Raw genomic sequence first — 22,065 nt, 5'->3', positions numbered from 1 at the left:
GTCCGGCAGGTCAACCTTGGGTTGCCGGGCGGCAGGCAATCTTGAATAATCGCCCAACTGAGAATTATTTGCAGATAGTCATGACTCCTGTCTCTGTTGGCCAGCCACGCATTCTTTCCATCGAGGACGATCCCGTCCTCGGTGCCTATGTTCACGAACAACTGGGGCGCAGCGGCTTCCAGGTCACCTGGTGCCAGAGCGGCAGCGAAGGCCTGAGCATCGCCCGGCGTCAGCCGTTCGATGTGGTGTTGATGGACATACTGTTGCCGGGGCTCGACGGCCTGAATGTGCTGACGCAACTGCGCCAGAGTCATTCCACGCCGGTGCTGCTGATGTCGGCGCTGGGGGCCGAGGCCGATCGCATCAGCGGTTTCCGTCTGGGGGCCGACGACTATCTGCCCAAGCCGTTCAGCATGGCCGAGCTGCATGTGCGGATCGAAGCGATCCTGCGACGGGTCGCTCTCGATCGGCGACCGGCAATCAGCGCTGAGCCTGTAGCGGCAGGCGGTCTGCACTTCGACGATGAACAGTGCGAGGTGTCCTACCTCAATCAGCCCGCCGGCCTGACTCGCAGCGAATACCGCTTGCTGGAAACCCTCAATCGCAATGATGAAGAGGTGCTGAGCAAGGCCTTCCTATATCAGCACGTCCTTCAGCGCGGCTACGCGGCCCACGACCGCAGCCTCGACATGCACATCAGCCAGATCCGCCGCAAACTCAAAGCGATCGGCTACACCGAGCGGGAAGTGCGCACGGTGTGGGGCAAGGGCTATGTTCTGAGCGCTGTCGATGAAGGTGTCTGATCTGCCGGGCCGGCATTCGCTGTTCTGGAAACTGGCGTGTCTGCTGGTGGCGTTCTGTCTGCTGATGATCTGGTTGAGCTGGTCCTGGGGCCGTTATATGGAGGAGCGCAACCAGTTCCTCTCCGACGAGGCGCGCGGCACGTTGACGCGTTATGCCGCCGAAGCCGAAGCGGCGTGGCAGCGCGATCAGCGTGTTGGCATTGACCGCTGGTTGCAGAGCATGGAATTGCGCGAGGCCGGCTGGGTTGGCGTGATCGGCGGCAACCTGCAGTCGCTGAGCAGTGAACCGCTGAACGCACAGGAAATCCAGCACCTGACCTTTCTGCGCGGGCTCGACTGGCCGATTCACAAGAAAGGCCGGCCGTGGCTGCGCGTGCCATTTCCCACAGAACCGGCCGCCGGCAGCCTGGTCATCGAGCTGCCTGAACGCTTCCTGCCGGGCAAGTACCGAGTGTTCTGGCGGGTGATCACCAATGGCGTGATACCCGGTCTGTTCACTTTGCTGCTGTGCGTGGGCCTTTACCGTTTGTTGGTGGTGCCGCTGAACAACCTGCGCGAACAGGCCAACGCGTGGCGCGCCGATCAACTGAATGTGCGCCTGTCGAGCGGCATCACCCAGCGCCCGGACGAGCTCGGCGAACTGGCCCGGGCCTTCGATTCGATGTCCGAACGCCTGCAGTCGACCGTTGCCCTGCAGCAGCAATTGCTGCGCGACCTGTCCCACGAACTGCGCACGCCCCTGAGTCGCCTGCGGGTGGCCAGCGAAAGCGAGCAGGAGCTGTTGCCGTTGCGCGAGCGCATTGGCCGCGAAGTCGATGGCATGCAGCGGCTGGTCGAAGACACTCTGCAACTGGCCTGGCTCGAAACCGAACGTGCACCGCTGCCGGACGAAGCGATCCAGATCCAGGCGCTGTGGGAAATGCTCACGGAAAACGCCTGTTACGAAAGTTGTTGTCCGACAGGGCAGTTGCAATGTGCGGTGGAAGCATCGTGCTGGGTGCGCGGCAACCTCAATACCCTGGCCCAGGCGCTGGAAAACATCCTGCGCAATGCGATCCGTCATTCGCCCAAGGGCGGCATCGTGCGGCTGGATGGCCGGCGTGACGGGGATTACTGGCATCTATGGCTGGAGGACGAGGGCGGCGGCGTGGCCGAGGCGGATCTTGAGCGGATCTTCTCGCCATTCACCCGGCTCGACGGCTCGAGGCCGGGGGACGGAGGTTTCGGTCTGGGGTTGAGCATTGCGAGGAATGCGGTGCAGCGGCAGGGCGGGAGCCTTTGGGCTGAGAACGGCGAGTCAGGGTTGCGATTGAATTTGCGGTTGGTGGCGGATGACAGTGCCGCCCATTCCGGCGCCTTCGCTGGCAAGCCAGTTCCCACCGTGGATGTGTGTCGCCCGCAGATAGTGTGAACAGCACACGAAAGTGTCAGCACTGCTGACACTCTTTAAAAAGCCTCACCACCGGCGCGACTTTTACTGCTTATTCCAAGAAACCATAAGCACCGCACTTTGCGTGATATGGGCCGCGCAGGTTTGCCGGTATGATAGGCGCCCCCGCTGTCCGGATTGCGAAAAACGCCATGACCTTGCAGTACCCAACCATCGCCGATTGCGTCGGCAACACGCCGCTGGTGCGTTTGCAGCGCCTGCCCGGTGTCACCAGCAACACCCTATTGCTCAAGCTCGAAGGGAACAACCCTGCGGGTTCGGTGAAGGATCGTCCGGCGCTGTCGATGATCACCCGTGCCGAGTTGCGCGGGCAGATCCACGCCGGCGATACGCTGATCGAAGCGACCTCGGGCAACACCGGGATCGCCCTGGCGATGGCTGCCGCGATCAAGGGTTACAAGATGATCCTGATCATGCCGGACAACTCCAGCGCCGAGCGTAAAGCGGCAATGACTGCCTATGGCGCGGAGCTGATTCTGGTCAGCCAGGAAGAGGGCATGGAAGGCGCTCGCGATCTCGCCCAGCGGATGGAAGCCGAAGGTCGTGGCAAGGTGCTGGATCAGTTCGCCAACGGCGACAACCCCGAAGCGCACTACACCACCACCGGCCCGGAAATCTGGCGTCAGACCCAGGGCACCATTACTCATTTCGTCAGCTCCATGGGGACCACCGGGACCATCATGGGCGTGTCGCGCTACCTCAAAGAGCAGAGCGACAGCGTGCAGATCATCGGCCTGCAACCGATGGAAGGCTCGGCCATTCCCGGCATCCGCCGCTGGCCGCAGGAATACCTGCCGAAGATTTATCAGGCTGATCGTGTCGACCGCATCGTCGACATGGCGCAAAGCGAAGCCGAAGACGTTACCCGTCGTCTGGCCCGGGAAGAAGGCATCTTCTGTGGCGTGTCCTCGGGCGGTGCGGTGGCAGCGATGCTGCGCCTGTCCAGGGAAGTTGAAAACGCGGTGATCGTCGCGATCATCTGTGACCGTGGCGACCGATACCTGTCGACCGGCATTTTCGACGCGACCAACTGATGGCCAAGCACGAGAGAGGCCTGCGCTTCCAGCCCACCGGCGGCAGCAAGGCCCCGCAACTCCCGACCGGCAAAAAGCAGCGCTTGAAGATCGAGCGCCTGGCCAATGACGGTCGCGGCATCGCGTTTTTTGAAGGCAAGACCTGGTTCGTCCTCGGCGCCCTGGCGGGTGAAGAAGTCGAAGCCCGGGTGCTTGGCGCCCACGGTAAAGTGGTCGAGGCGCGCACCGAGCGTGTGTTCACCGCCAGCGAATTGCGTCGCCCGGCAGCTTGTCAGCACGCCGGTCGCTGCGGCGGTTGCAGCGTTCAGCATCTGCCCCACGGCGAACAGCTTGCCCTGAAACAGCGCATGCTCGCCGAACAGCTTTCACGAGTCGCCGGTGTTGAACCCGAGGAGTGGGCCGCACCCTTGACCGGTCCGGAATTCGGCTACCGTCGCCGCGCCCGTATTGCCGTGCGTTGGGACAGCAAGGCCAAAACCCTTGAGGTCGGTTTCCGCGCTGCCGGCAGTCAGGACATCGTGGCGATCAGCGAATGCCCGGTGCTGGTACAGCCCTTGCAGCCGATCATGAGCCGCTTGCCGGAGATGCTCCGTCGTCTGAGCAAACCTCAGTCGCTGGGGCATGTGGAATTGTTCAGTGGCTCGTCCCTGGCCGTTCTGCTGCGTCACATGGCGCCGTTGTCCGAGGCCGACCTGACGATCCTCAAGGATTTCTGCGCCTTCCATGAGGCGCAGTTGTGGCTGCACGGCGAAGATGAACCGCAGCCGGTCGATGCCACGCAGTCTTTGGGCTATCGCCTGGAGCAGTGGGATCTGGAGCTGGCCTGGCGGCCGGGGGATTTCATTCAGGTCAATGCCGGGGTCAACGAAGCCATGGTCGCCCAGGCGCTGGACTGGCTGAAACCGACTGCCGATGAGCGCGTGCTCGATCTGTTCTGCGGTCTCGGCAACTTTGCCTTGCCGCTGGCCAAAACCGTGCGCGAAGTGGTGGCGGTCGAAGGGGTGCAGACCATGGTCGATCGCGCCGCCGCCAACGCTGCCAGTAACAATTTGCATAACACAAAGTTTTTTCAGGCCGATTTATCCCAGCCTTTGACCGATGCCGAATGGATCGGAAACGGCTTTTCTGCGGTACTCTTGGACCCACCGCGTGACGGTGCTTTCGAGGTGGTGCGCAAGCTCGCGACCCTGGGTGCCGAGCGGTTGGTGTATGTGTCGTGCAACCCTGCAACTCTGGCGCGCGATACGGTCGAATTGATCAAGCAGGGCTACCGGTTAAAACGTGCCGGGATTCTCGATATGTTTCCTCAGACGGCACATGTCGAGGCCATGGCGTTATTTGAAGCGAGCTAGGATGGCTCGTCTGATCCGACTGGTCGGCCCGTGCAGCACTCGTCTTAGCCCCGCGAGTGCGGACGGGCAATCAAGGTCAGTGATTTGACGCATTGAGTCTGCGTCGTAGGGAAGGTAAAGCAAGATGGTACAGGTGAGAGCACACCAGCCGATCAACACCGACGGCAGTATCAATCTCGAGGCTTGGCTCGATCATGCGGTCAGTGTCGATCTGGCACTGGATCGCGAAGCCTTGAAGGAGGCCTGTGAGTACGCTCGACAGGCCGAGCAACAGTCCAACGCAGCGAAGAATCTCTGGTCCGAAGGCAGCGGCAGTTTCAGCACCGGCCTCGAGATCGCCGAGATCCTCGCCGACCTCAAGCTCGATCAGGATTCGCTGGTCGCGGCGGTGCTTTACCGTGGCGTGCGCGAAGGCCAGATCGAACTGGCAGCGGTCAGCCAGCGCTTTGGCCCGGTGGTCGCCAAACTGATTGACGGCGTGCAGCGCATGGCGGCGATCAGTGCCAGTCTCAGCCCGCGCCAGTCGATGGTGATGGGCACCCAGGGCCAGGTTGAAAACCTGCGCAAGATGTTGGTGGCGATGGTCGACGACGTACGCGTCGCGCTGATCAAACTCGCCGAACGCACCTGCGCGATCCGTGCGGTGAAAACCGCCGACGACGAAAAGCGCAACCGGGTCGCCCGGGAAGTCTTCGACATCTATGCACCGCTGGCCCACCGTCTCGGCATCGGTCATATCAAATGGGAGCTGGAGGACTTGTCCTTCCGTTACCTGGAACCCGACCAATACAAACAGATCGCCAAACTGCTGCACGAGCGGCGGCTCGACCGCGAGCGCTTCATCGCCGATGTGATGACCCAGCTCAAGGACGAATTGCAGGCCACCGGCGTCGACGCCGACATCAGCGGCCGGGCCAAGCACATCTATTCGATCTGGCGCAAAATGCAGCGCAAGGGTCTGGAGTTCAGCCAGATCTACGACGTGCGCGCCGTACGCGTGCTGGTGCCGGAAATGCGCGACTGCTATACCGCGCTCGGCATCGTCCACACCCTGTGGCGGCACATCCCGAAAGAGTTCGACGACTACATCGCCAACCCGAAAGAGAACGGCTACCGCTCGCTGCACACGGCGGTGATCGGCCCGGAAGGCAAGGTGCTGGAAGTTCAGATCCGTACCCATTCGATGCACGAAGAGGCCGAACTCGGCGTCTGCGCGCACTGGCGCTACAAGGGCACCGACGTCAAGTCCGGCTCGAACCATTACGAAGAGAAAATCTCCTGGCTGCGTCAGGTGCTCGAGTGGCACGAAGAACTGGGCGACATCGGTGGTCTGGCCGAACAGCTGCGGGTCGATATCGAACCGGACCGGGTCTACATCTTCACCCCGGACGGTCATGCCATCGACTTGCCGAAAGGCGCGACGCCGCTGGACTTCGCCTACCGCGTGCACACCGAAATCGGTCACAACTGCCGTGGCGCGAAGATCAACGGGCGCATCGTGCCGCTCAACTACAGTCTGCAGACCGGTGAACAGGTCGAGATCATCACCAGCAAGCACGGCACCCCGAGCCGTGACTGGCTGAACCCGAACCTCGGTTACGTCACCACGTCCCGGGCGCGGGCGAAGATCGTGCACTGGTTCAAGTTGCAGGCTCGCGACCAGAACGTCGCGGCAGGCAAGACCCTGATCGAGCGAGAGCTCAATCGCCTCGGTCTTCCGGCGGTGGATTTCGACAAGCTGGCCGACAAGGCCAACATGAAAACCGCCGAAGACATGTTCGCCGCCCTCGGGGCCGGCGACCTGCGTCTGGCGCAACTGGTCAATCTGGCGCAACAACTGGTCGAGCCGGAGCGCGGCAACGAACAGCTGGAACTGATTCCACGCAAGGCCACCGGCTACAAGCCGGGCAAGCGCGGCGACATCCAGATCCAGGGCGTCGGCAACCTGATGACCCAGATGGCCGGCTGCTGTCAGCCGTTGCCGGGCGATGCGATCGTCGGTTACATCACCCAAGGGCGTGGCGTGAGCATTCACCGTCAGGACTGCGCCTCGGTGCTGCAACTGGCCGGGCGCGAGCCGGAGCGGATCATCCAGGTCAGTTGGGGCCCGGTGCCGGTGCTCACCTATCCGGTGGACATCGTCATCCGCGCCTACGACCGTTCCGGTCTGCTGCGTGACGTTTCGCAGGTGCTGCTCAACGAGCGGATCAACGTGCTGGCGGTCAACACCCGCTCGAACAAGGAGGACAACACGGCGCTGATGTCCCTGACCATCGAGATTCCGGGACTGGACGCACTGGGCCGGTTGCTGGGGCGGATTTCCCAGTTGCCGAACATCATCGAGACGCGGCGTAACCGGACTCCATGAAACCGACCTACAGCCTTGAAGACCTGTTGCACCTGATGAACCGTCTGCGGGATCCGCAGTACGGTTGCCCGTGGGACATCAAGCAGACTTACGCGACCATCGTCCCGCATACCCTCGAGGAAGCCTACGAAGTCGCCGACGCCATCGAGCGCGGCGACTTCGATCACTTGCAGGGCGAGTTGGGCGATCTGCTGTTTCAGGTGGTGTATTACAGCCAGTTGGCGCGGGAAGAAGGGCGGTTCGAATTTGCCGGGGTGGTCGACAGCATCACCCGCAAGCTGATTCGTCGTCACCCGCACGTATTCCCCACCGGCGATCTGTATGCGCCGCTGGACGTGCCGCGCCTGAATGAAGAGCAGGTCAAACAGCGCTGGGAGGAGATCAAGGCCGAAGAACGCGCCGAGAAATCCACCGAGCCGCAGCAACTGTCGCTGCTCGATGATGTGCCCGCCGCATTGCCGGCCTTGTCCCGCTCGGCCAAGTTGCAGAAGCGCGCAGGGCAGGTCGGTTTCGACTGGCCGGATGCCTTGCCGGTGCTGGACAAGGTGCGCGAAGAGCTCGATGAAGTGCTCGAAGCCATGTCCGAGAATGACCCGCAAGCGGTGGCGGACGAGATCGGTGACCTGCTGTTTTCTGTGGTCAATCTGGCCCGGCATTTGAAGGTCGACCCGGAAACCGCACTGCGTGGCGCCAATGGCAAGTTCGAACGACGCTTCCGTTTTATCGAACAGGCATTGCGCGACACCCACCGCCCCATGGAAGATTGCACCCTCGAAGAGTTGGACGCCCTGTGGGGCGAAGCCAAACGTCAGGAAAAGAATTTGCCCAGCTGCGGCTGAGCCGTTGCCCAAGTGAGTAAGCATCAATGAGCCTTTCCCTTCGCGACCAGTTGCTCAAGGCAGGACTGGTCAACCAAAAGCAGGCCAAACAGGTCAGCAAAGACAAACAGAAGCAACAGCGTCTGGCCCACAAAGGTCAGATCGAACTGGACGACTCCCAGCAGCGTGCTGCCCAGGAAGCTCAGGCCGAGAAGGTCAAGCGCGACCAGGAGCTGAACCGTCAGCAGCAGGAAAAGGCCGAGGCCAAGGCCCGTGCCGCGCAGGTCAAGCAGTTGATCGAAGTCTCGCGTCTGCCGAAGCTGACCACCGAGGACTACTACAACTTCGTCGACGACAAGAAGGTCAAGCGCATCTCCGTCAACACGCTGATGCGCAACAAGCTCAGCAGCGGCTCGCTGGCGATCGTGCACCATGCCGGCGGCTACGAAGTGATTCCTCGTGAAGCGGCCCTGAAGATTCAGGAGCGCGATCCACAGCGCATCGTGCAGCTCAACGAGAAGGTCGAAGAGGTCAATGCCGAGGATGATCCGTACGCGGCGTATGTGATCCCTGACGATCTGATGTGGTAAGCGGGTTGTGCCGGGCTGCGAAACGGCCCTGAAACACCCCATAACGACAAACCCCGCCAATGGCGGGGTTTGTCGTTTTCAATGCTGTGGTTTTGGTTCAGGCGGATTTCAGATCCCGCTGCCGTTCTTGCAGTTCCAGTTCGGCCTTGTAGTTGTGGGCGTCGATCTCGTTGTGGAACATGCCGACCAGCAAGTCTTGTTGATGCACATCCCAGATCCGTACGCCGGCGGCTACGCCTTCATGGGACATGTGTGAATCGTCGCGTTCAGTTACTTTTACAGTCATCTGCTAGCTCCAATCTCTGTTATCTGCAGCAAGGCGTGTGCAGGGCTCTTTTATAAAATTTGTTAGCCTGCTAAGTAAACGCTCGATTTGTGCAATGTATTCTTGCGAAATCTGCAACAGCGCTGGAGCCCGCTGAATCCGCGACATTCAGTCGCAGGGCGGTAAGTTGCATGACAAACGTTTCATCTTGGCGCTGCTGAAAATGCTTTTCTCCGGGCAAAAAAAACGCCCCGAACCAGTCGGGGCGTTTTCATGTGCGGCTCAGCGGGAGGGAATTACTTGCCTTCCCAGCGCTTCAGCACGAGGGTGGCGTTGGTGCCACCGAAGCCGAAGCTGTTGCTCATCACGGTGTTGATGGTGGCGTTCTCGCGGGTCTTGGTCAGCACCGGCAGATCGGCCACTTCAGGGTCCAGTTCGTCGATGTTGGCGGAACCGGCAATGAAGTTGCCTTCCATCATCAGCATGCAGTAGATCGCTTCGTGAACGCCGGCGGCGCCCAGGGAGTGACCCGACAGGCTCTTGGTGGAGCTGATGGCCGGGGCCTTGTCGCCGAACACTTCACGCACACCTTTCATTTCCGCGACGTCGCCGACCGGAGTCGAAGTGCCGTGGGTGTTCAGGTAGTCGATCGGGGTGTCGACGGTGGACAGCGCCTGCTGCATGCAGCGGATGGCGCCTTCGCCGCTTGGAGCCACCATGTCGTAACCGTCGGAAGTCGCGCCGTAGCCGACGATTTCCGCGTAGATCTTCGCGCCACGGGCCAGAGCGTGCTCCAGCTCCTCGACCACGACCATGCCGCCACCGCCGGCGATGACGAAACCGTCACGGTCGGCGTCGTAGGCACGGGAGGCTTTTTCCGGGGTGTCGTTGCGCTTGCTGGACAGGGCGCCCATTGCGTCGAACAGGAACGACTGGCTCCAGTGCTCCTCTTCACCGCCACCGGCGAACACGATGTCCTGCTTGCCCATCTGGATCTGTTCCATGGCGGTACCGATGCAGTGAGCACTGGTGGCGCAGGCAGAGGCGATGGAGTAGTTCAGGCCCTTGATCTTGAACGGAGTGGCCAGGCACGCCGAAACGGTGCTGCTCATGGTCCGCGTTACGCGGTATGGGCCGACGCGCTTGACGCCTTTTTCGCGCAGGATGTCCAGCGCTTCCATCTGGTTCAGGGTCGACGCACCGCCCGAGCCTGCGATCAGACCGGTACGCGGGTTGGACACCTGCTCTTCGGTCAGACCGGAATCGGTGATGGCGTCTTTCATGGCCAGGTAGGCGTAAGCCGCTGCGTGGCCGACGAAACGATAGATCTTGCGATCGATCAGTTCTTCAAGGTTGAGGTCGATGGAGCCGGAAACCTGGCTACGCAGACCCATTTCGGCGTATTCCGGGTTGAACCGGATGCCAGGGCGGCTTGCACGCAGGTTAGCGGAGACGGTCTCTTTGTCATTGCCCAGGCACGAAACAATGCCCAGACCAGTGATAACGACGCGGCGCATGCGAATAACCCTTAGAAGTTGTCAGTGGAGGTGAACACGCCGACGCGAAGGCCTTCGGCGGTGTAGATTTCGCGACCGTCGACAGTCACCGAACCGTCGGCGATGGCCAGGTTCAGCTTGCCCTTCAGGACGCGTTTGATATGAATGTTGTAAGTGACTTTCTTGGCGGTCGGCAGAACCTGGCCGAAGAATTTAACTTCGCCCGAACCCAGCGCACGGCCACGGCCCGGCAGGCCTTGCCAGCCCAGGAAGAAACCGACCAGTTGCCACATGGCGTCCAGACCCAGGCAGCCCGGCATCACCGGATCGCCCTCGAAGTGGCAAGCGAAGAACCACAGGTCAGGGTTGATATCCAGCTCGGCGACCAATTCACCTTTGCCGTACTTGCCGCCTTCTTCGCTGATCAGGGTGATGCGATCCACCATCAGCATGTTCGGGGCGGGCAGTTGCGCGTTACCTGGGCCGAACAGCTCACCGCGACTGCAGCGCAGCAGGTCTTCCCGAGTAAAGGCGTTTTGTTTGGTCATGCGAGCTCCTCAATAATCCCATGCGGCAGGTGGGGCAAATCTTCCCGACCGATCGACGCGTTCATGCCTCGAACCGGCAGCCTACTCATAGACTATTGCGTTGTGGTGAAAGTCACAGCACCAAGGACATGAATGTACACTTGTGCACTGAAATTTTTATTCAAGCCCCTTTTGAGGCTCGTTCGGGTGCCTAAGACTGCCGCACTTTCGCTTTTCACGCCAGTCGCAGATGCTCGAAAGGGCCTCTCTACTGCACCCAGCGCTGCAGAATCTGCTGCAGGTCATTGCGTTTGAATGGCTTGGCCAGGTAATCGTTCATGCCCGCCGACAGGCAGTTTTCCCGGTCGCCCTGCAAGGCGTTGGCCGTCAGGGCGATGATCGGCACATGGCCGCAGCCGGGCAGGCGGCGGATCTGTCGGGTCGCCTCGTAACCGTCGATGATCGGCAAGCGGCAGTCCATCAGAATCGCTTCGTAACGACTGCCCCCGGCACTGCGTACAGCCTGCATGCCATCGGTGGCGACGCTGACAGTGAAACCCAGACTGCGCAGCATGGCCTCGATCACAGTCTGGTTAACCGGGTTGTCTTCCACCAACAGAACGTTGCGGCCTTCGCCGTGACTGTCGCCATTCACCGCTCTGGGCGCTGTCAGCATCGGCAATGCCTGCTTATATAGAGCCAGCGGAATTTCCAGGGTAAACACCGAGCCGCGACCTTCTTCGCTTTGCGCGCGCAAGGTGCCGCCCATTCGCTCGGCCAGGGTGCGGGCGATCGGCAGACCCAGACCGGTCCCGCCATAACGACGCGAAATCGAGCTGTCAGCCTGCTGGAACGCGTTGAACATCAATTCCAGGCTCTCGGAAGAAATCCCGATGCCGCTGTCGCGCACCGAGCAGGTGAACCACAGCAATTCGTGATCCAGCGACTGCCACTGCGCCTCGATGCTGACGCGCCCCTGTTCCGTGAACTTCAGCGCATTGCCCACCAGATTGACCAGAATCTGCCGGATCCGCGTCGGATCGCCCTGTACCTGCAAACCGCGCAGGTCTTCGGGGATCCGCAGTTGCAACTCCAGCCCACGTTGCGCCGCGCTGTGCTGGAACGATTGCGCGCAAGCGCCGATCAGGTCGGCGAGGTTGAACGGAATGTGCTCCAGCTCCAGTTCCGAACGCTCGATGCGCGAGAAATCCAGAATGTCATTGATCACCTTGAGCAAATGCTCGGTGGACTCGGAAGCCAGCGCCGCGTACTCGATCTGCTCCTCGGTCATGTCGGTGGTTTCCAGCAATTGCAGCATGCCCAGGACACCGTTCATTGGCGTGCGCAGTTCATGGCTCATCATGGCCAGGAAGTCCGACTTGGCGTTGTTGGCCTTTTCCGCCTCTTCACGAGTCTGGATCAGTTGCGCCATGGCCTGGTGCTGTTCGCGACTGGCCTGTTCCAGCGCCTGGGCCAGATTGTTGATGTGCTGCGACAAGGCTCCAAGCTCGGTGTCATCGACAATCGGCAACGGCGTCTTGTAGTCGCCGTCCTGAATCGCCTTGACCGCATTGCCAATGTCGCGGATCGGCTGCGACAGGCTGCCGGCCAGGCGCCGTGCCAGAACGAAGGTGAAGAGCAGGGCGAACAGCGCCAGAATCCCGGCCTTGAGCAGGATTTCCTGTTGGCGCTGACTGAACGCATCGTTGGACAGGCCGACGATCACCCGCCCCAGATAATCCTCGCTGGCACCGCCGTTATTGGTCTTGCCGTCCTGAAAGAAATCATTGTGCAAGGCAATCCGTTGCAGCCGCACCGGTGACTGGAACACTTCGACCTGATGCGGACGCTTATGGGTGTCCGATGGTTGTTCGACATACGCCAGAATCCGGTTGGCGCTGTCCTGGATTTCGAGAAAGCGCACATTGGGCGTGGCCAGTGTGGCTTTCAGCAGGCTTTCCAATACCTCGTTGTTGCCGGAAATCACCCCGTACTCGGTAGCGGGCGCGAGCTGGTTGGCGATCAGTTGGCCGGTGTGATTCAACTCCTGGCGCAAATCCTGGATGCGCACGAAGGTGAAAAAGCTGATCAGCAGCAAGGTCAGCAACAGCGCAGGGCCCAGGCTGATCAACTGGGTGCGGGTATTGATGTCCCAACGGCGGAAAATCATGGGCGGCGCTCTCCTTCGGCCAGCTCTTCGGCAACAGACGCTTCATTCATCGGCTCTATCCCTAATGAACGAGCCACCTGCGCATTGCTTGATACTTTAAAACGCTCGGGATAGAGCGCTCTCGGCCAGGCGGCCGGTGGGTGGTCGAGCAATTCGTCGAGTACCGTCAGCCAGTCACTCTGGTCGCTGTAGGTACTGGCGAGGCTGCCGGCGCGCACGAACGAGACGTTCGGGCCGATCAGCGCCAGTTGCCGCGAATAGCTGCTGAGCAGCAGATTCTTCGCGGTTCTCGGGTTGTACAGGTCGGGGTCGTCGAGGCCCAGCAACACATCGCTGTTTTTCAGCACCGTCTGCAAAGGGCGGCTGTCGTGGGTGTTGTCCCAGCGCTGCGGGACGATTAGCAGATTCAGCGGCTGGGCGGCCGATTGCAGTTCCTTGAGCAGGAACTCGCTGTGCTGATCGAACAGCACGCCGACCCGCTGAGCCTGGGGCAGAATCCGTCGGATCAACTGCAACTGGCGACTCAGTGGCGGGTCGCTCCACAGCAGGCTCAAGTGGGGCGGTTGCGCGGTGCCGAAGCGTTGTCGGGCCTGCAGGCGGCTGATGCGCAGGACCAGCGTCGCCGGTCCCTGGGATTCCTGCATGCGCCAGTCGAGGCTCGGCAGGTCGAGCAGGATCAGGCGCAGGCTGGACGGCAGCTTGCCCGGCGCCGGCAGGCTCGCCAGTGGCTGGAAATGCACGCGGTCGGTGGGGCGCAGTTCGCTCAGGGCCTGGACGAACGATTGCACGCCGGGGCTTTCCTCGGCGCCGGTCAGCAGAATGTCGGCCGCCTGCACCGCCACGCCGTGCAGCCAGGCTGTCAGGAACAGACACAGTCCGGCCAGCCACTGGGCGGCCGTTGGCATCTTCCGTGACATGGCGTAACGCATCTAGAACTCCAGCTCGGCGCTGAAGTACATCACCCGGCGTTCGTCGTAGTTGTTGTCGACGAACGTGGTCGGCTCATTGTCCAGACGCTGTTGCAGCACCCCGGCCAGTTGCAGTTGGGCCTTGCCCAGCGAGATGCGTTTGGCGATGCGCGTGTCGACCCGCTCGAAGCGATAGCCGTTGAGTGCATTGTCTCCGTAGTAGAAGAGGGCACTGTTCCAGCCCTGGCCCCAATCGCGCATCCAGCCGGCCGAGCCACTGTTGCGCGCGGTGAACTGCTGGTCCAGCGGGTTGCTTGCTTCGGCGTCGACGTAGGCGTAAGTCAGGCGCAGTCGATCGGCCGCGCTCAGGCGCCAGTCCAGCTGGGTTTCGGTGCCGCGAAAGCGCGAGTCGTTGGCGTTGCTGGCGATGTACTGATTGTTGCGCAGCGGCTCGCTGATCATCCCGGTGATTTCGTCGTAGAACAGCTTCACGTCCAGCGCCAGGCCCCATTCCGGGAAAAAGCCGTTGTAGCCCAGTTCCCGTGAGCGCATGTGTTCCTGGTCCAGATCGCCGGGCCCCCGGGTCTTGACGAAGTAACGGGCCGACGTCTGGCCGTAGGCGGAGGGGCGCAGGTTGGTCACCTGATAACTCCAGTTGACGTTGTTCTCGAACATGTCCGGCGAGCGGATCGCTTCCGAGTACACCGCACGCAGGCTGTGGCGCGGGTTGATCAGATAATTGACGGCAAACCTGGGCGTCAGCGAACTGCCGATCAACTGAGTGTTTTCAAACATGGCGCCGCCCTGCAACAGCCAGTGTTCGCTGGCGCGCCATTCCAGTTGGCCAAAGGCGCGCCACGTGGTGTCGTCCAGGGTTCCGTTGAAATAGGTCTCGGAATCGGCCCGGTCGTAACGATAGTTCAGGCCGCTGACCAGACGCAGACTGTCGGACAGGCTGAGGGTGTCCTGCAACTCCAGGTCATAGCGCGATTCCCGGGCACTCTGGTCGATGTCGCCGCACAGGGTCCGGCTGGCGCCGTTGCGCCATTGATCGAGCACCTGATTGGCCAGGGCCATTTCCGTTGGCGTGCCGGGCGCGGCACCGGGCCCGGTGTAGCGGGTGATGTTGCGTGCCAGTTGCTCGGTGTAGTTCGGATTGAGTTGCCACAGCTCCGTGAGTTGCGGACTGAACGACACCTCGGCATCACAGGCTCGCCAGGTCTGCTGGCGATCCCAGTGTTGCGCCGAGCCTTGTACATAAAGGCTGTGGTCGGGGTTGATGTCCAGGTTCCAGCGCACCGAACCGGCGTAATCCTTGGCGATCACGTCGGAATTGTTCCCGGCAGCGGTAATCCCCGAGAACACCGGGCGGTAGGTGTAGGGCCGCTGGTTGGTCCCGTCCTTGGCATTGAGCTGCCAGTCCAGGCTCTGGTTGTCGCTGAGGGTCTGGCTGACCGCGAGGCTGAAGCGGTTCAAGCGGCGGCTGTCGCGGTAATCGGCGCCGGTGCGGTCGCTGTCGAAGCCGTCATCTTCCTGGCCGGACAGCGACAAACGCAGGTCGCCGCCATTCCAGCCCGTTCCCTGGCTGGCATAGAAGTCGTTGATACCCCGTTGGCCACGGGTGATTTTCAGCCGAGTGCCGTGGCTGTCGGCCGGGTTGCGGGTGATGATGTTGACCACCGCCATCAGCGCGTTGGCGCCGTAACTGACGGTGTTCGGGCCGCGAAAGACTTCGATGCGTTCGATGTCTTCCATGGCCACCGGGATGTCGCTCCAGTCCACCGTGGCCAGGCCGGCGCGGTACACCGAGCGGCCGTCGATCAGCACCTGCATGCGCCGCGCTTCGGTGGCGTTGGTGCCGTGATAGTTCACCACCGCCTGATTGCCGCTGATGTTGCCGACCATCATCCCCGGCACCAGGCGCAGCTGTTCGCTGATGTCCCGGGCGCCGCTGGCGTTGATCAGTTCGCTGTCGATCACGGTCATGCTGCCCGGGACTTCCGCCGGTGACTGTTTCAGGCGCGTGGCCGTGAGGATCTGGGGCAAGGCCTCGCTGTCGAGAAACAGGTCGTCCGCCAGCAACATCGGGCTGAACAGCAGCGCCAGCAGCAGGGACGAACGCGGGGAGGGAGTGCCAGAAAACACGACGCAGCCTTGATAGCAAAGAATTGGCGCGCATGTTAACCGAGGACAGTGACTTTTCCAGTCACGTTGCGGGCATTTTCCTCGGTTTTATTGGTCTTCTTCCTACAAGTGCGGGTAATTGACGCCGGGGCTGTCCGAGAAGGGGCCGCTCCGTATAATGCCCGCATCGCCACTGGTATGGATTAACGGATTACATATGACTGAACAGCGCCCGATTGCGGTCCTGGGAGGCGGAAGTTTCGGTACCGCCGTGGCCAATCTGTTGGCCGAGAACGGCCATCAAGTCCGGCAGTGGATGCGTGACCCCGAACAGGCCGAGGCCATCCGGGTCAATCGCGAGAACCCGCGTTATCTCAAGGGCATCAAGATTCTGCCGGGCGTGACGGCCGTCACCGACCTGCAGGAAACCCTCGATGCCTGCGAGTTGTGCTTTGTCGCGTTGCCATCGAGCGCACTGCGCACGGTATTGGCGGCGCATGCCGAGCGCCTGAGCGGCAAGATGCTGGTCAGCCTGACCAAGGGCATCGAAGCCCACACCTTCAAACTGATGAGCCAGATCCTCGAAGAAATCGCCCCGCAGGCGCGCATCGGCGTGCTGTCCGGGCCGAACCTGGCGCGGGAGATCGCCGAGCACGCGCTGACCGCCACGGTGGTCGCCAGTGAAGACGAAGAACTGTGCAAAGAAGTACAGGCCGCGCTGCATGGCCGTACCTTCCGCGTCTACGCCAGTGCCGACCGCTTTGGCGTGGAGCTGGGCGGCGCACTGAAAAACGTCTACGCGATCATCGCCGGCATGGCGGTGGCGCTGGAGATGGGCGAGAACACCAAAAGCATGCTGATCACCCGTGCCCTGGCCGAGATGACCCGGTTTGCGGTGAATCAGGGTGCCAACCCGATGACCTTCCTCGGTCTGGCCGGGGTCGGCGATCTGATTGTCACTTGCTCGTCGCCGAAGAGCCGCAACTATCAGGTCGGTTTTGCACTCGGTCAGGGTTTGAGCCTCGACGAAGCGGTATCGCGCCTCGGTGAAGTGGCCGAAGGGGTCAACACCCTGAAAGTGCTCAAGGCCAAGTCCCAGGAGGTCGGCGTGTACATGCCGCTGGTCGCCGGGCTCCACGCGATCCTGTTCGAAGGGCGCACGCTGGAGCAGGTGATCGGCCTGTTGATGCGCGCCGAGCCGAAGACCGACGTCGACTTCATTTCCACCAGCGGTTTCAACTGATTGCCTTTTATTTCAGGGCAGGGGAGCTAGACATGAACGATCCGAAAACCGAAGCCAAGTACGAATCCATCCTGCTGCGGGTGTTGTGGATGATCGTCTACATCGTGGTCTGGCAGGTGGCGCAGTTCATCCTCGGCGCGGTGGTGCTGGTGCAGTTGATCTATCGTTTGATCTATGGCGCCCCGAGCGCCGGTCTGATGAATTTCGGCGACAGCCTGAGCCAGTTCCTGGCCCAGATCGGCCGGTTCGGCAGCTTCCACAGCGACCAGAAACCCTGGCCGTTCGCCGACTGGCCGGCGCCGCGTACCCCGGAAGGTGAAGCGCCACACGTTGTTGCGCCGGCACCGCATCCGGCCCGGGATGAGGAACCCAAGCTATGAAACTCTGGGTATTGCGTCACGGCGAGGCCGAGCCCTATGGCTCGCGCCCCGATTCGGAGCGGGAATTGACCGCTCACGGCCGCAAGGAAGTGCTCAGCAGCGCCGCCCGATTGATGGGCCAGCCACTGACGGCGATCTACGCCAGCCCGTACTTGCGTGCGCAGCAGACCGCGCAGCTGGTGCGCGAGGCGCTGGGGTTCGAACCGGAGATCCGCACGGTCGAATGGCTGACCCCGGAGGTTGATCCGGATCGTGTCGCCGAGCAACTGGTGTCGGTGAGCAATGTGCTGCTGGTCAGCCACAATCCGCTGGTCGGGCATCTGCTCAGCTACCTGCAACACGGCGCCGGCTATCCGCCGGAAAAGGTCAGCACCGCCGGGCTCGCCGAGCTTGAGCACAGCGAGTTGCTGATCGGCTCGATGACGCTCAACAGCCTCAAGCATCCCTGAAATTTTTTGTATGAAATAGTCAACCAAGCACTTGCTTGGTTGACTACGCTTGCTCCATCCCAAAAAGAAAGGAGCGAGTCGCATGTCTGCTGCTTTTCGATTGCCGCTGGACGTGTTCTACGAACGCGAGGCCCGGCACCCGCGCCAACGCTTTCTGGTGCAGCCCGTCGGCGGCGGGCAGGTCGAGACGCTGACCTGGGCCGACGTCGGCCATCAGGCCCGCTGCGCTGCGCACTGGCTGCGCTCCCGGGAGTTGCCCCAGGGCAGCCACATTGCGCTGATCTCGAAAAACTGCGCCCACTGGATCATCGCCGACCTGGCGATCTGGATGGCCGGGCATGTCTCGGTGCCGCTCTATCCCAACCTCACGGCCGACTCGGTCCATCAGGTTCTCACTCATTCCGAAAGCGTACTGGCGTTCATCGGCAAACTGGATGACTGGCCGGGGATGTCGACCGGGGTGCCGGCGGATCTGCCGACCATCAGTTTGCCGCTGCACCCGCCGGGCGAGTTCGATTTCAACTGGGGCGACCTGCAACGTTATTCACCGATCCAGGACGATCCGCGACCTGCCGCCGGGCAACTGGCGACCATCATTTACACCTCCGGCACCACCGGCCTGCCCAAAGGCGTGATGCACAGTTTTGCCAACCTCGGGTTCGCGACGACTCGCGGCACGCAGTTGTTCGGCCTCAATGAAAACGACCGGCTGCTGTCCTATTTGCCGCTGTGCCATGTGGCTGAACGGATGTTCGTCGAACTGGCGTCGATCTATACCGGGCAGACGGTTTTCTTTGCCGAGAGTCTCGATACCTTTCTCGACGATCTGAGACGGGCGCGGCCGACGGCGATGTTTGGCGTGCCGAGGATCTGGACCAAATTCCAGATGGGCGTCTACAGCAAGATCCCGGCGAAGCGTCTGGATTTCCTCCTCGGTCTGCCCTTCATCGGCAAACGGATCGGCCACAAAGTGCTGGCCGGCTTGGGGCTGGATGCCCTGCGCGTGGCGCTGTCCGGAGCGGCACCGGTGCCGCTGACCTTGTTGCGCTGGTATCAGAAACTCGGGCTCGACGTGCTGGAGGTCTACGGCATGACCGAGAGCTGCGGCTATTCACATATCTGCCTGCCGGGGCAATACAAGGAGGGCTGGATCGGCCGGCCATGTCCTGACGTCGAGGTGCGAATCGACGAGTCCTGCGAAGTGCAGGTGCGCAGTCAGGCGAACATGCTGGGCTATTTCAAGGAGCCGCAGAAAACCGCCGAGACCCTGACCGCCGACGGCTTCCTGCGTACTGGTGACAAGGGTGAACAGGACGCCGAAGGGCGTTTGCGTCTGACCGGACGACTCAAGGAAATCTTCAAGACCAGCAAGGGCAAATACGTTGCCCCGGCGCCGATTGAAAACCGTCTCGCCGTGCATACAAGGATCGAGCAGGTCTGTGTGGTCGGCGATGGTCTGAGCGCACCGCTGGGGTTGTGTGTGATCTCGGCAGCCGGGCATGAAGACGCACGGCCGCAACTGCATTCGAGCCTGGAGAAGTTGCTGGAGGAGGTCAACGCCGTGCTCGACAAGCACGAACGGTTGCGTCGTCTGGTGGTGGTCAAGGACAGTTGGGCGGTGGAGAACGGCTTTCTCACACCGACCCTGAAGATCAAGCGCAACGTCATCGAGGACACCTACGGAGCACGTTTCGAAGAATGGAGCGAGCGCAGCGAGGCGGTGCTGTGGCAGGATTGAGCGTCGATCAAAACAACAAAGGAAGCCTGCGATGACCTTGTGGCGCACCACTCCGAACATCGAGCAGTTGAACGCAATCCAGAAAAACACCATCGGCGAAGTGCTGGACATCCGCTTCGAGTCCTTCGACGAGGAATCGCTGACGGCCAGCATGGTCATCGACCATCGCACCCATCAGCCTTACGGCCTGCTGCATGGCGGTGCGTCGGTGGTGCTGGCCGAGACCGTCGGCTCGATGGCCAGTTACCTGTGCATCGATGCCAGCAAGTTCTATTGCGTGGGGCTGGAGATCAACGCCAACCACCTGCGTGGCCTGCGCAGCGGCCGGGTGACGGCGGTGGCCAAGCCGATTCACATCGGCCGCACAACCCACGTCTGGGACATCCGCCTGACCAGCGATGAAGGCAAGGCCAGTTGCGTGTCGCGGCTGACCATGGCCGTGGTGCCGCTGGGCGAGCAGCCGCCGGCACGCTGACCGATCCGTCATAGCCTTGACCGGACTGTCATCATTCCTGGCAGTTACGGTCATTGCTGTGAAGCGCGGTCTTACGGACAATCAATGTCACGTTTACCGCCCATGGATTTACCCGTATGTCGCAACCGATCTTCTTCGCCCACGCCAACGGTTTCCCTTCCGGCACCTACGGCAAGCTGTTCTCGGCGCTGGCGCCGGAGTTCCGGGTGACGCATCTGGAGCAGCATGCCCACGATCCGCGTTTTCCGGCGGGTGACAATTGGTACCACCTGGTGGACGAGCTGATCCATCACCTGCAACAGCAGGACGAACCGGTGTGGGGCGTTGGCCATTCCTTCGGCGGAATGCTGCACCTGCACGCCGCACTGCGTTGCCCGGAGCTGTATCGCGGGGTGGTGATGCTCGATTCGCCAGTGCTGACCCGCACCGATCGCTGGGTGATCCGTGCTGCCAAGCGTTTCGGCTTCATCGACAAACTCACCCCGGCCGGTCGCACCTTGGGGCGGCGCGAAGAGTTCGCCGACCTCGACAGTGCCCGCAGCTACTTTGCCGGCAAGACCCTGTTCCGCGGATTCGATCCAGAATGCTTCGACGCCTACCTGCAACATGGCTTGCACCAGGTTGGCGACAAGTTACGCCTGCGCTTCGACCCGGCCACCGAGATCAGTATTTATCGCGGTGTGCCGCACACCAGCCCCGGACGAACCCGACAGCTTCAGGTGCCGCTGGCGGTGGTGCGCGGGCACAAGAGTCGCGTGGTGATGAACCATCACGCCCGGCACGTTGGACGCCTGCCTCAGGGCGAGTCGCTGACGATGCCCGGCGGTCACATGTTTCCCCTTGAGCGGCCGCAGGACACCGCGCAGTTGCTGAAAAACCTGTTCACTCGCTGGGAAAACCGCCAGCACAAGGATTGCGCATGAGCCCGGCGGTCGAAGAAGTGCGCCTGAGCCTGCCGCATATCGAGCTGGCGGCACACATTTTCGGCCCGGAAGACGGGCTGCCGGTGATTGCCCTGCACGGCTGGCTGGATAACGCCAACAGCTTCGCTCGCCTGGCACCGAAGCTCAAAGGCTTGCGCATTGTTGCGCTGGACATGGCCGGTCATGGCCATTCGGGGCATCGTCCGGTCGGCGCGGGTTACGCCTTGTGGGATTACGCCCATGACGTGCTGCAAGTCGCCGAACAGCTGGGCTGGCAGCGCTTCGGTCTGCTCGGGCATTCGCTGGGGGCCATTGTTTCGCTGGTGCTGGCGGGGTCGTTGCCGGAGCGCATCACTCATCTGGCATTGATCGACGGGGTGATTCCTCCTACGGATAAAGGCGAAAACGCCGCCGAACGCATGGGCATGGCCCTGCAGGCACAGCTTGATTTGCGGGAAAAACGCAAACCGGTCTACGCCACTCTCGACCGGGCCATCGAAGTGCGCATGAAAGGCCTGGTGGCGGTCAGCCGTGAAGCTGCCGAACTGCTGGCGCAACGTGGTCTGATGCCGGTGCCCGGCGGTTACACCTGGCGCACCGACAACCGTCTGACCCTGCCATCGCCCCTGCGCCTGACCCAGGAACAGGCGATGGCTTTCATCCAGCGCATTGCCTGCCCTGCACAATTGGTGGTGGCAGCCGACGGCATGCTGGCCAAACACCCCGAGCTGCTGGAGCGTCTACCCTTTAGCCGGGAACAGCTGCCGGGCGGGCACCATCTGCACCTGAACGACGAGTCGGGTGCGGTTCTTGTCGCAGACTGTTTCAATCGGTTCTTCGCCATTCCTTGACTTGCCCCGGGCAACTGTCGAGGCTGGGCGGGTTGAAATGGGAGACAACCAAGATGGATTTCTACACCGCTGCGACTTCTAACTGCCCTCAAGGCACCCAG

General features: G+C 61.7%; 20 protein-coding genes. 14 read left to right on the top strand and 6 right to left on the bottom strand.

The features are described 5' to 3' along the window. The first annotated feature begins 80 nt into the window (after positions 1-80). From ACKLNA_RS20560 to ACKLNA_RS20530, 7 genes are all read left to right on the top strand, one after another. Positions 81-803, top strand: coding sequence for a response regulator transcription factor (locus ACKLNA_RS20560; RefSeq protein ID WP_408986910.1), 723 nt, complete (start codon positions 81-83; stop codon positions 801-803). Beyond that, positions 790-2,214, top strand: a complete 1,425-nt coding sequence (locus tag ACKLNA_RS20555) for a histidine kinase sensor domain-containing protein (protein WP_408986909.1) — start codon at positions 790-792, stop codon at positions 2,212-2,214. The genes ACKLNA_RS20560 and ACKLNA_RS20555 overlap by 14 nt, the downstream gene beginning before the upstream one ends. Positions 2,215-2,384: 170 nt before the next feature. Next, the gene (gene cysM, locus ACKLNA_RS20550) at positions 2,385-3,287 is read left to right on the top strand and encodes a cysteine synthase CysM (protein WP_408986908.1); all 903 of its coding nucleotides are present in this window, start codon (positions 2,385-2,387) and stop codon (positions 3,285-3,287) included. Next, the gene (gene rlmD / locus ACKLNA_RS20545; RefSeq protein ID WP_408986907.1) at positions 3,287-4,639 is read left to right on the top strand and encodes a 23S rRNA (uracil(1939)-C(5))-methyltransferase RlmD; all 1,353 of its coding nucleotides are present in this window, start codon (positions 3,287-3,289) and stop codon (positions 4,637-4,639) included. Before cysM ends, rlmD begins: the two co-directional genes overlap by 1 nt. Positions 4,640-4,763: 124 nt before the next feature. Then, positions 4,764-7,007 (top strand): GTP diphosphokinase, encoded by a 2,244-nt coding sequence (relA, locus tag ACKLNA_RS20540; protein WP_085710978.1) that lies wholly within the window; start codon positions 4,764-4,766, stop codon positions 7,005-7,007. Beyond that, complete coding sequence (gene mazG / locus ACKLNA_RS20535; RefSeq protein ID WP_408986906.1) at positions 7,004-7,846, top strand: nucleoside triphosphate pyrophosphohydrolase; 843 nt, start codon at positions 7,004-7,006, stop codon at positions 7,844-7,846. The genes relA and mazG overlap by 4 nt, the downstream gene beginning before the upstream one ends. Positions 7,847-7,872: 26 nt before the next feature. Then, positions 7,873-8,415 carry a DUF2058 domain-containing protein gene (locus ACKLNA_RS20530; protein ID WP_007957793.1) on the top strand — a complete coding sequence of 181 codons (543 nt, stop codon included), beginning with the start codon at positions 7,873-7,875 and terminating at the stop codon, positions 8,413-8,415. 97 nt (positions 8,416-8,512) lie between these two features. On the opposite strand, the gene ACKLNA_RS20525 is transcribed toward ACKLNA_RS20530, so the two are convergent. The 6 genes from ACKLNA_RS20525 to ACKLNA_RS20500 form a co-directional block, all read right to left on the bottom strand. Then, positions 8,513-8,701 carry a hypothetical protein gene (locus ACKLNA_RS20525; RefSeq protein ID WP_007957795.1) on the bottom strand — a complete coding sequence of 63 codons (189 nt, stop codon included), beginning with the start codon at positions 8,699-8,701 and terminating at the stop codon, positions 8,513-8,515. Positions 8,702-8,976: 275 nt separating this feature from the next. After that, positions 8,977-10,197: a beta-ketoacyl-ACP synthase I gene (fabB, locus tag ACKLNA_RS20520; protein WP_007974551.1), complete on the bottom strand. Its 1,221-nt coding sequence runs from the start codon at positions 10,195-10,197 to the stop codon at positions 8,977-8,979. An 11-nt stretch (positions 10,198-10,208) separates the two neighbouring features. Next, a complete protein-coding gene (gene fabA / locus ACKLNA_RS20515) occupies positions 10,209-10,724 on the bottom strand; it encodes a 3-hydroxyacyl-[acyl-carrier-protein] dehydratase FabA (RefSeq protein ID WP_003227150.1) in 516 nt (171 codons plus the stop codon). Between the two features lie 247 nt (positions 10,725-10,971). Next, complete coding sequence (locus ACKLNA_RS20510; protein ID WP_408986905.1) at positions 10,972-12,873, bottom strand: ATP-binding protein; 1,902 nt, start codon at positions 12,871-12,873, stop codon at positions 10,972-10,974. Next, the gene (locus ACKLNA_RS20505; protein WP_408986904.1) at positions 12,870-13,802 is read right to left on the bottom strand and encodes an ABC transporter substrate-binding protein; all 933 of its coding nucleotides are present in this window, start codon (positions 13,800-13,802) and stop codon (positions 12,870-12,872) included. The genes ACKLNA_RS20510 and ACKLNA_RS20505 overlap by 4 nt, the downstream gene beginning before the upstream one ends. Continuing rightward, positions 13,803-15,866, bottom strand: coding sequence for a TonB-dependent receptor plug domain-containing protein (locus tag ACKLNA_RS20500; RefSeq protein ID WP_408986937.1), 2,064 nt, complete (start codon positions 15,864-15,866; stop codon positions 13,803-13,805). Between the two features lie 256 nt (positions 15,867-16,122). Between ACKLNA_RS20500 and ACKLNA_RS20495 the strand changes: the two genes are divergently transcribed. From ACKLNA_RS20495 to ACKLNA_RS20465, 7 genes are all read left to right on the top strand, one after another. Then, positions 16,123-17,148 carry an NAD(P)H-dependent glycerol-3-phosphate dehydrogenase gene (locus ACKLNA_RS20495; RefSeq protein WP_408986903.1) on the top strand — a complete coding sequence of 342 codons (1,026 nt, stop codon included), beginning with the start codon at positions 16,123-16,125 and terminating at the stop codon, positions 17,146-17,148. A 32-nt stretch (positions 17,149-17,180) separates the two neighbouring features. After that, a complete protein-coding gene (locus tag ACKLNA_RS20490) occupies positions 17,181-17,528 on the top strand; it encodes a DUF4389 domain-containing protein (protein WP_085710971.1) in 348 nt (115 codons plus the stop codon). After that, on the top strand, positions 17,525-17,977 hold the full coding sequence (gene sixA / locus ACKLNA_RS20485) for a phosphohistidine phosphatase SixA (RefSeq protein WP_085710970.1): 453 nt from the start codon (positions 17,525-17,527) through the stop codon (positions 17,975-17,977). Before ACKLNA_RS20490 ends, sixA begins: the two co-directional genes overlap by 4 nt. A gap of 82 nt (positions 17,978-18,059) precedes the next feature. Then, positions 18,060-19,715, top strand: coding sequence for an AMP-binding protein (locus ACKLNA_RS20480; protein WP_408986902.1), 1,656 nt, complete (start codon positions 18,060-18,062; stop codon positions 19,713-19,715). A gap of 31 nt (positions 19,716-19,746) precedes the next feature. Next, positions 19,747-20,190, top strand: coding sequence for a hotdog fold thioesterase (locus tag ACKLNA_RS20475; protein ID WP_007957810.1), 444 nt, complete (start codon positions 19,747-19,749; stop codon positions 20,188-20,190). Positions 20,191-20,306: 116 nt separating this feature from the next. Then, positions 20,307-21,113: an alpha/beta fold hydrolase gene (locus tag ACKLNA_RS20470; protein WP_408986901.1), complete on the top strand. Its 807-nt coding sequence runs from the start codon at positions 20,307-20,309 to the stop codon at positions 21,111-21,113. Beyond that, positions 21,110-21,964 (top strand): alpha/beta hydrolase, encoded by an 855-nt coding sequence (locus tag ACKLNA_RS20465; RefSeq protein WP_408986900.1) that lies wholly within the window; start codon positions 21,110-21,112, stop codon positions 21,962-21,964. Before ACKLNA_RS20470 ends, ACKLNA_RS20465 begins: the two co-directional genes overlap by 4 nt. The last annotated feature ends 101 nt before the right edge of the window (positions 21,965-22,065 follow it).

This window comes from Pseudomonas sp. UV AK001 (assembly GCF_046097675.1).
GTDB classification, from domain to species: domain Bacteria; phylum Pseudomonadota; class Gammaproteobacteria; order Pseudomonadales; family Pseudomonadaceae; genus Aquipseudomonas; species Aquipseudomonas kribbensis.
Note: the sequence above shows the minus strand (reverse complement) of the source record. Positions and strands in the feature narration are given on the sequence as shown.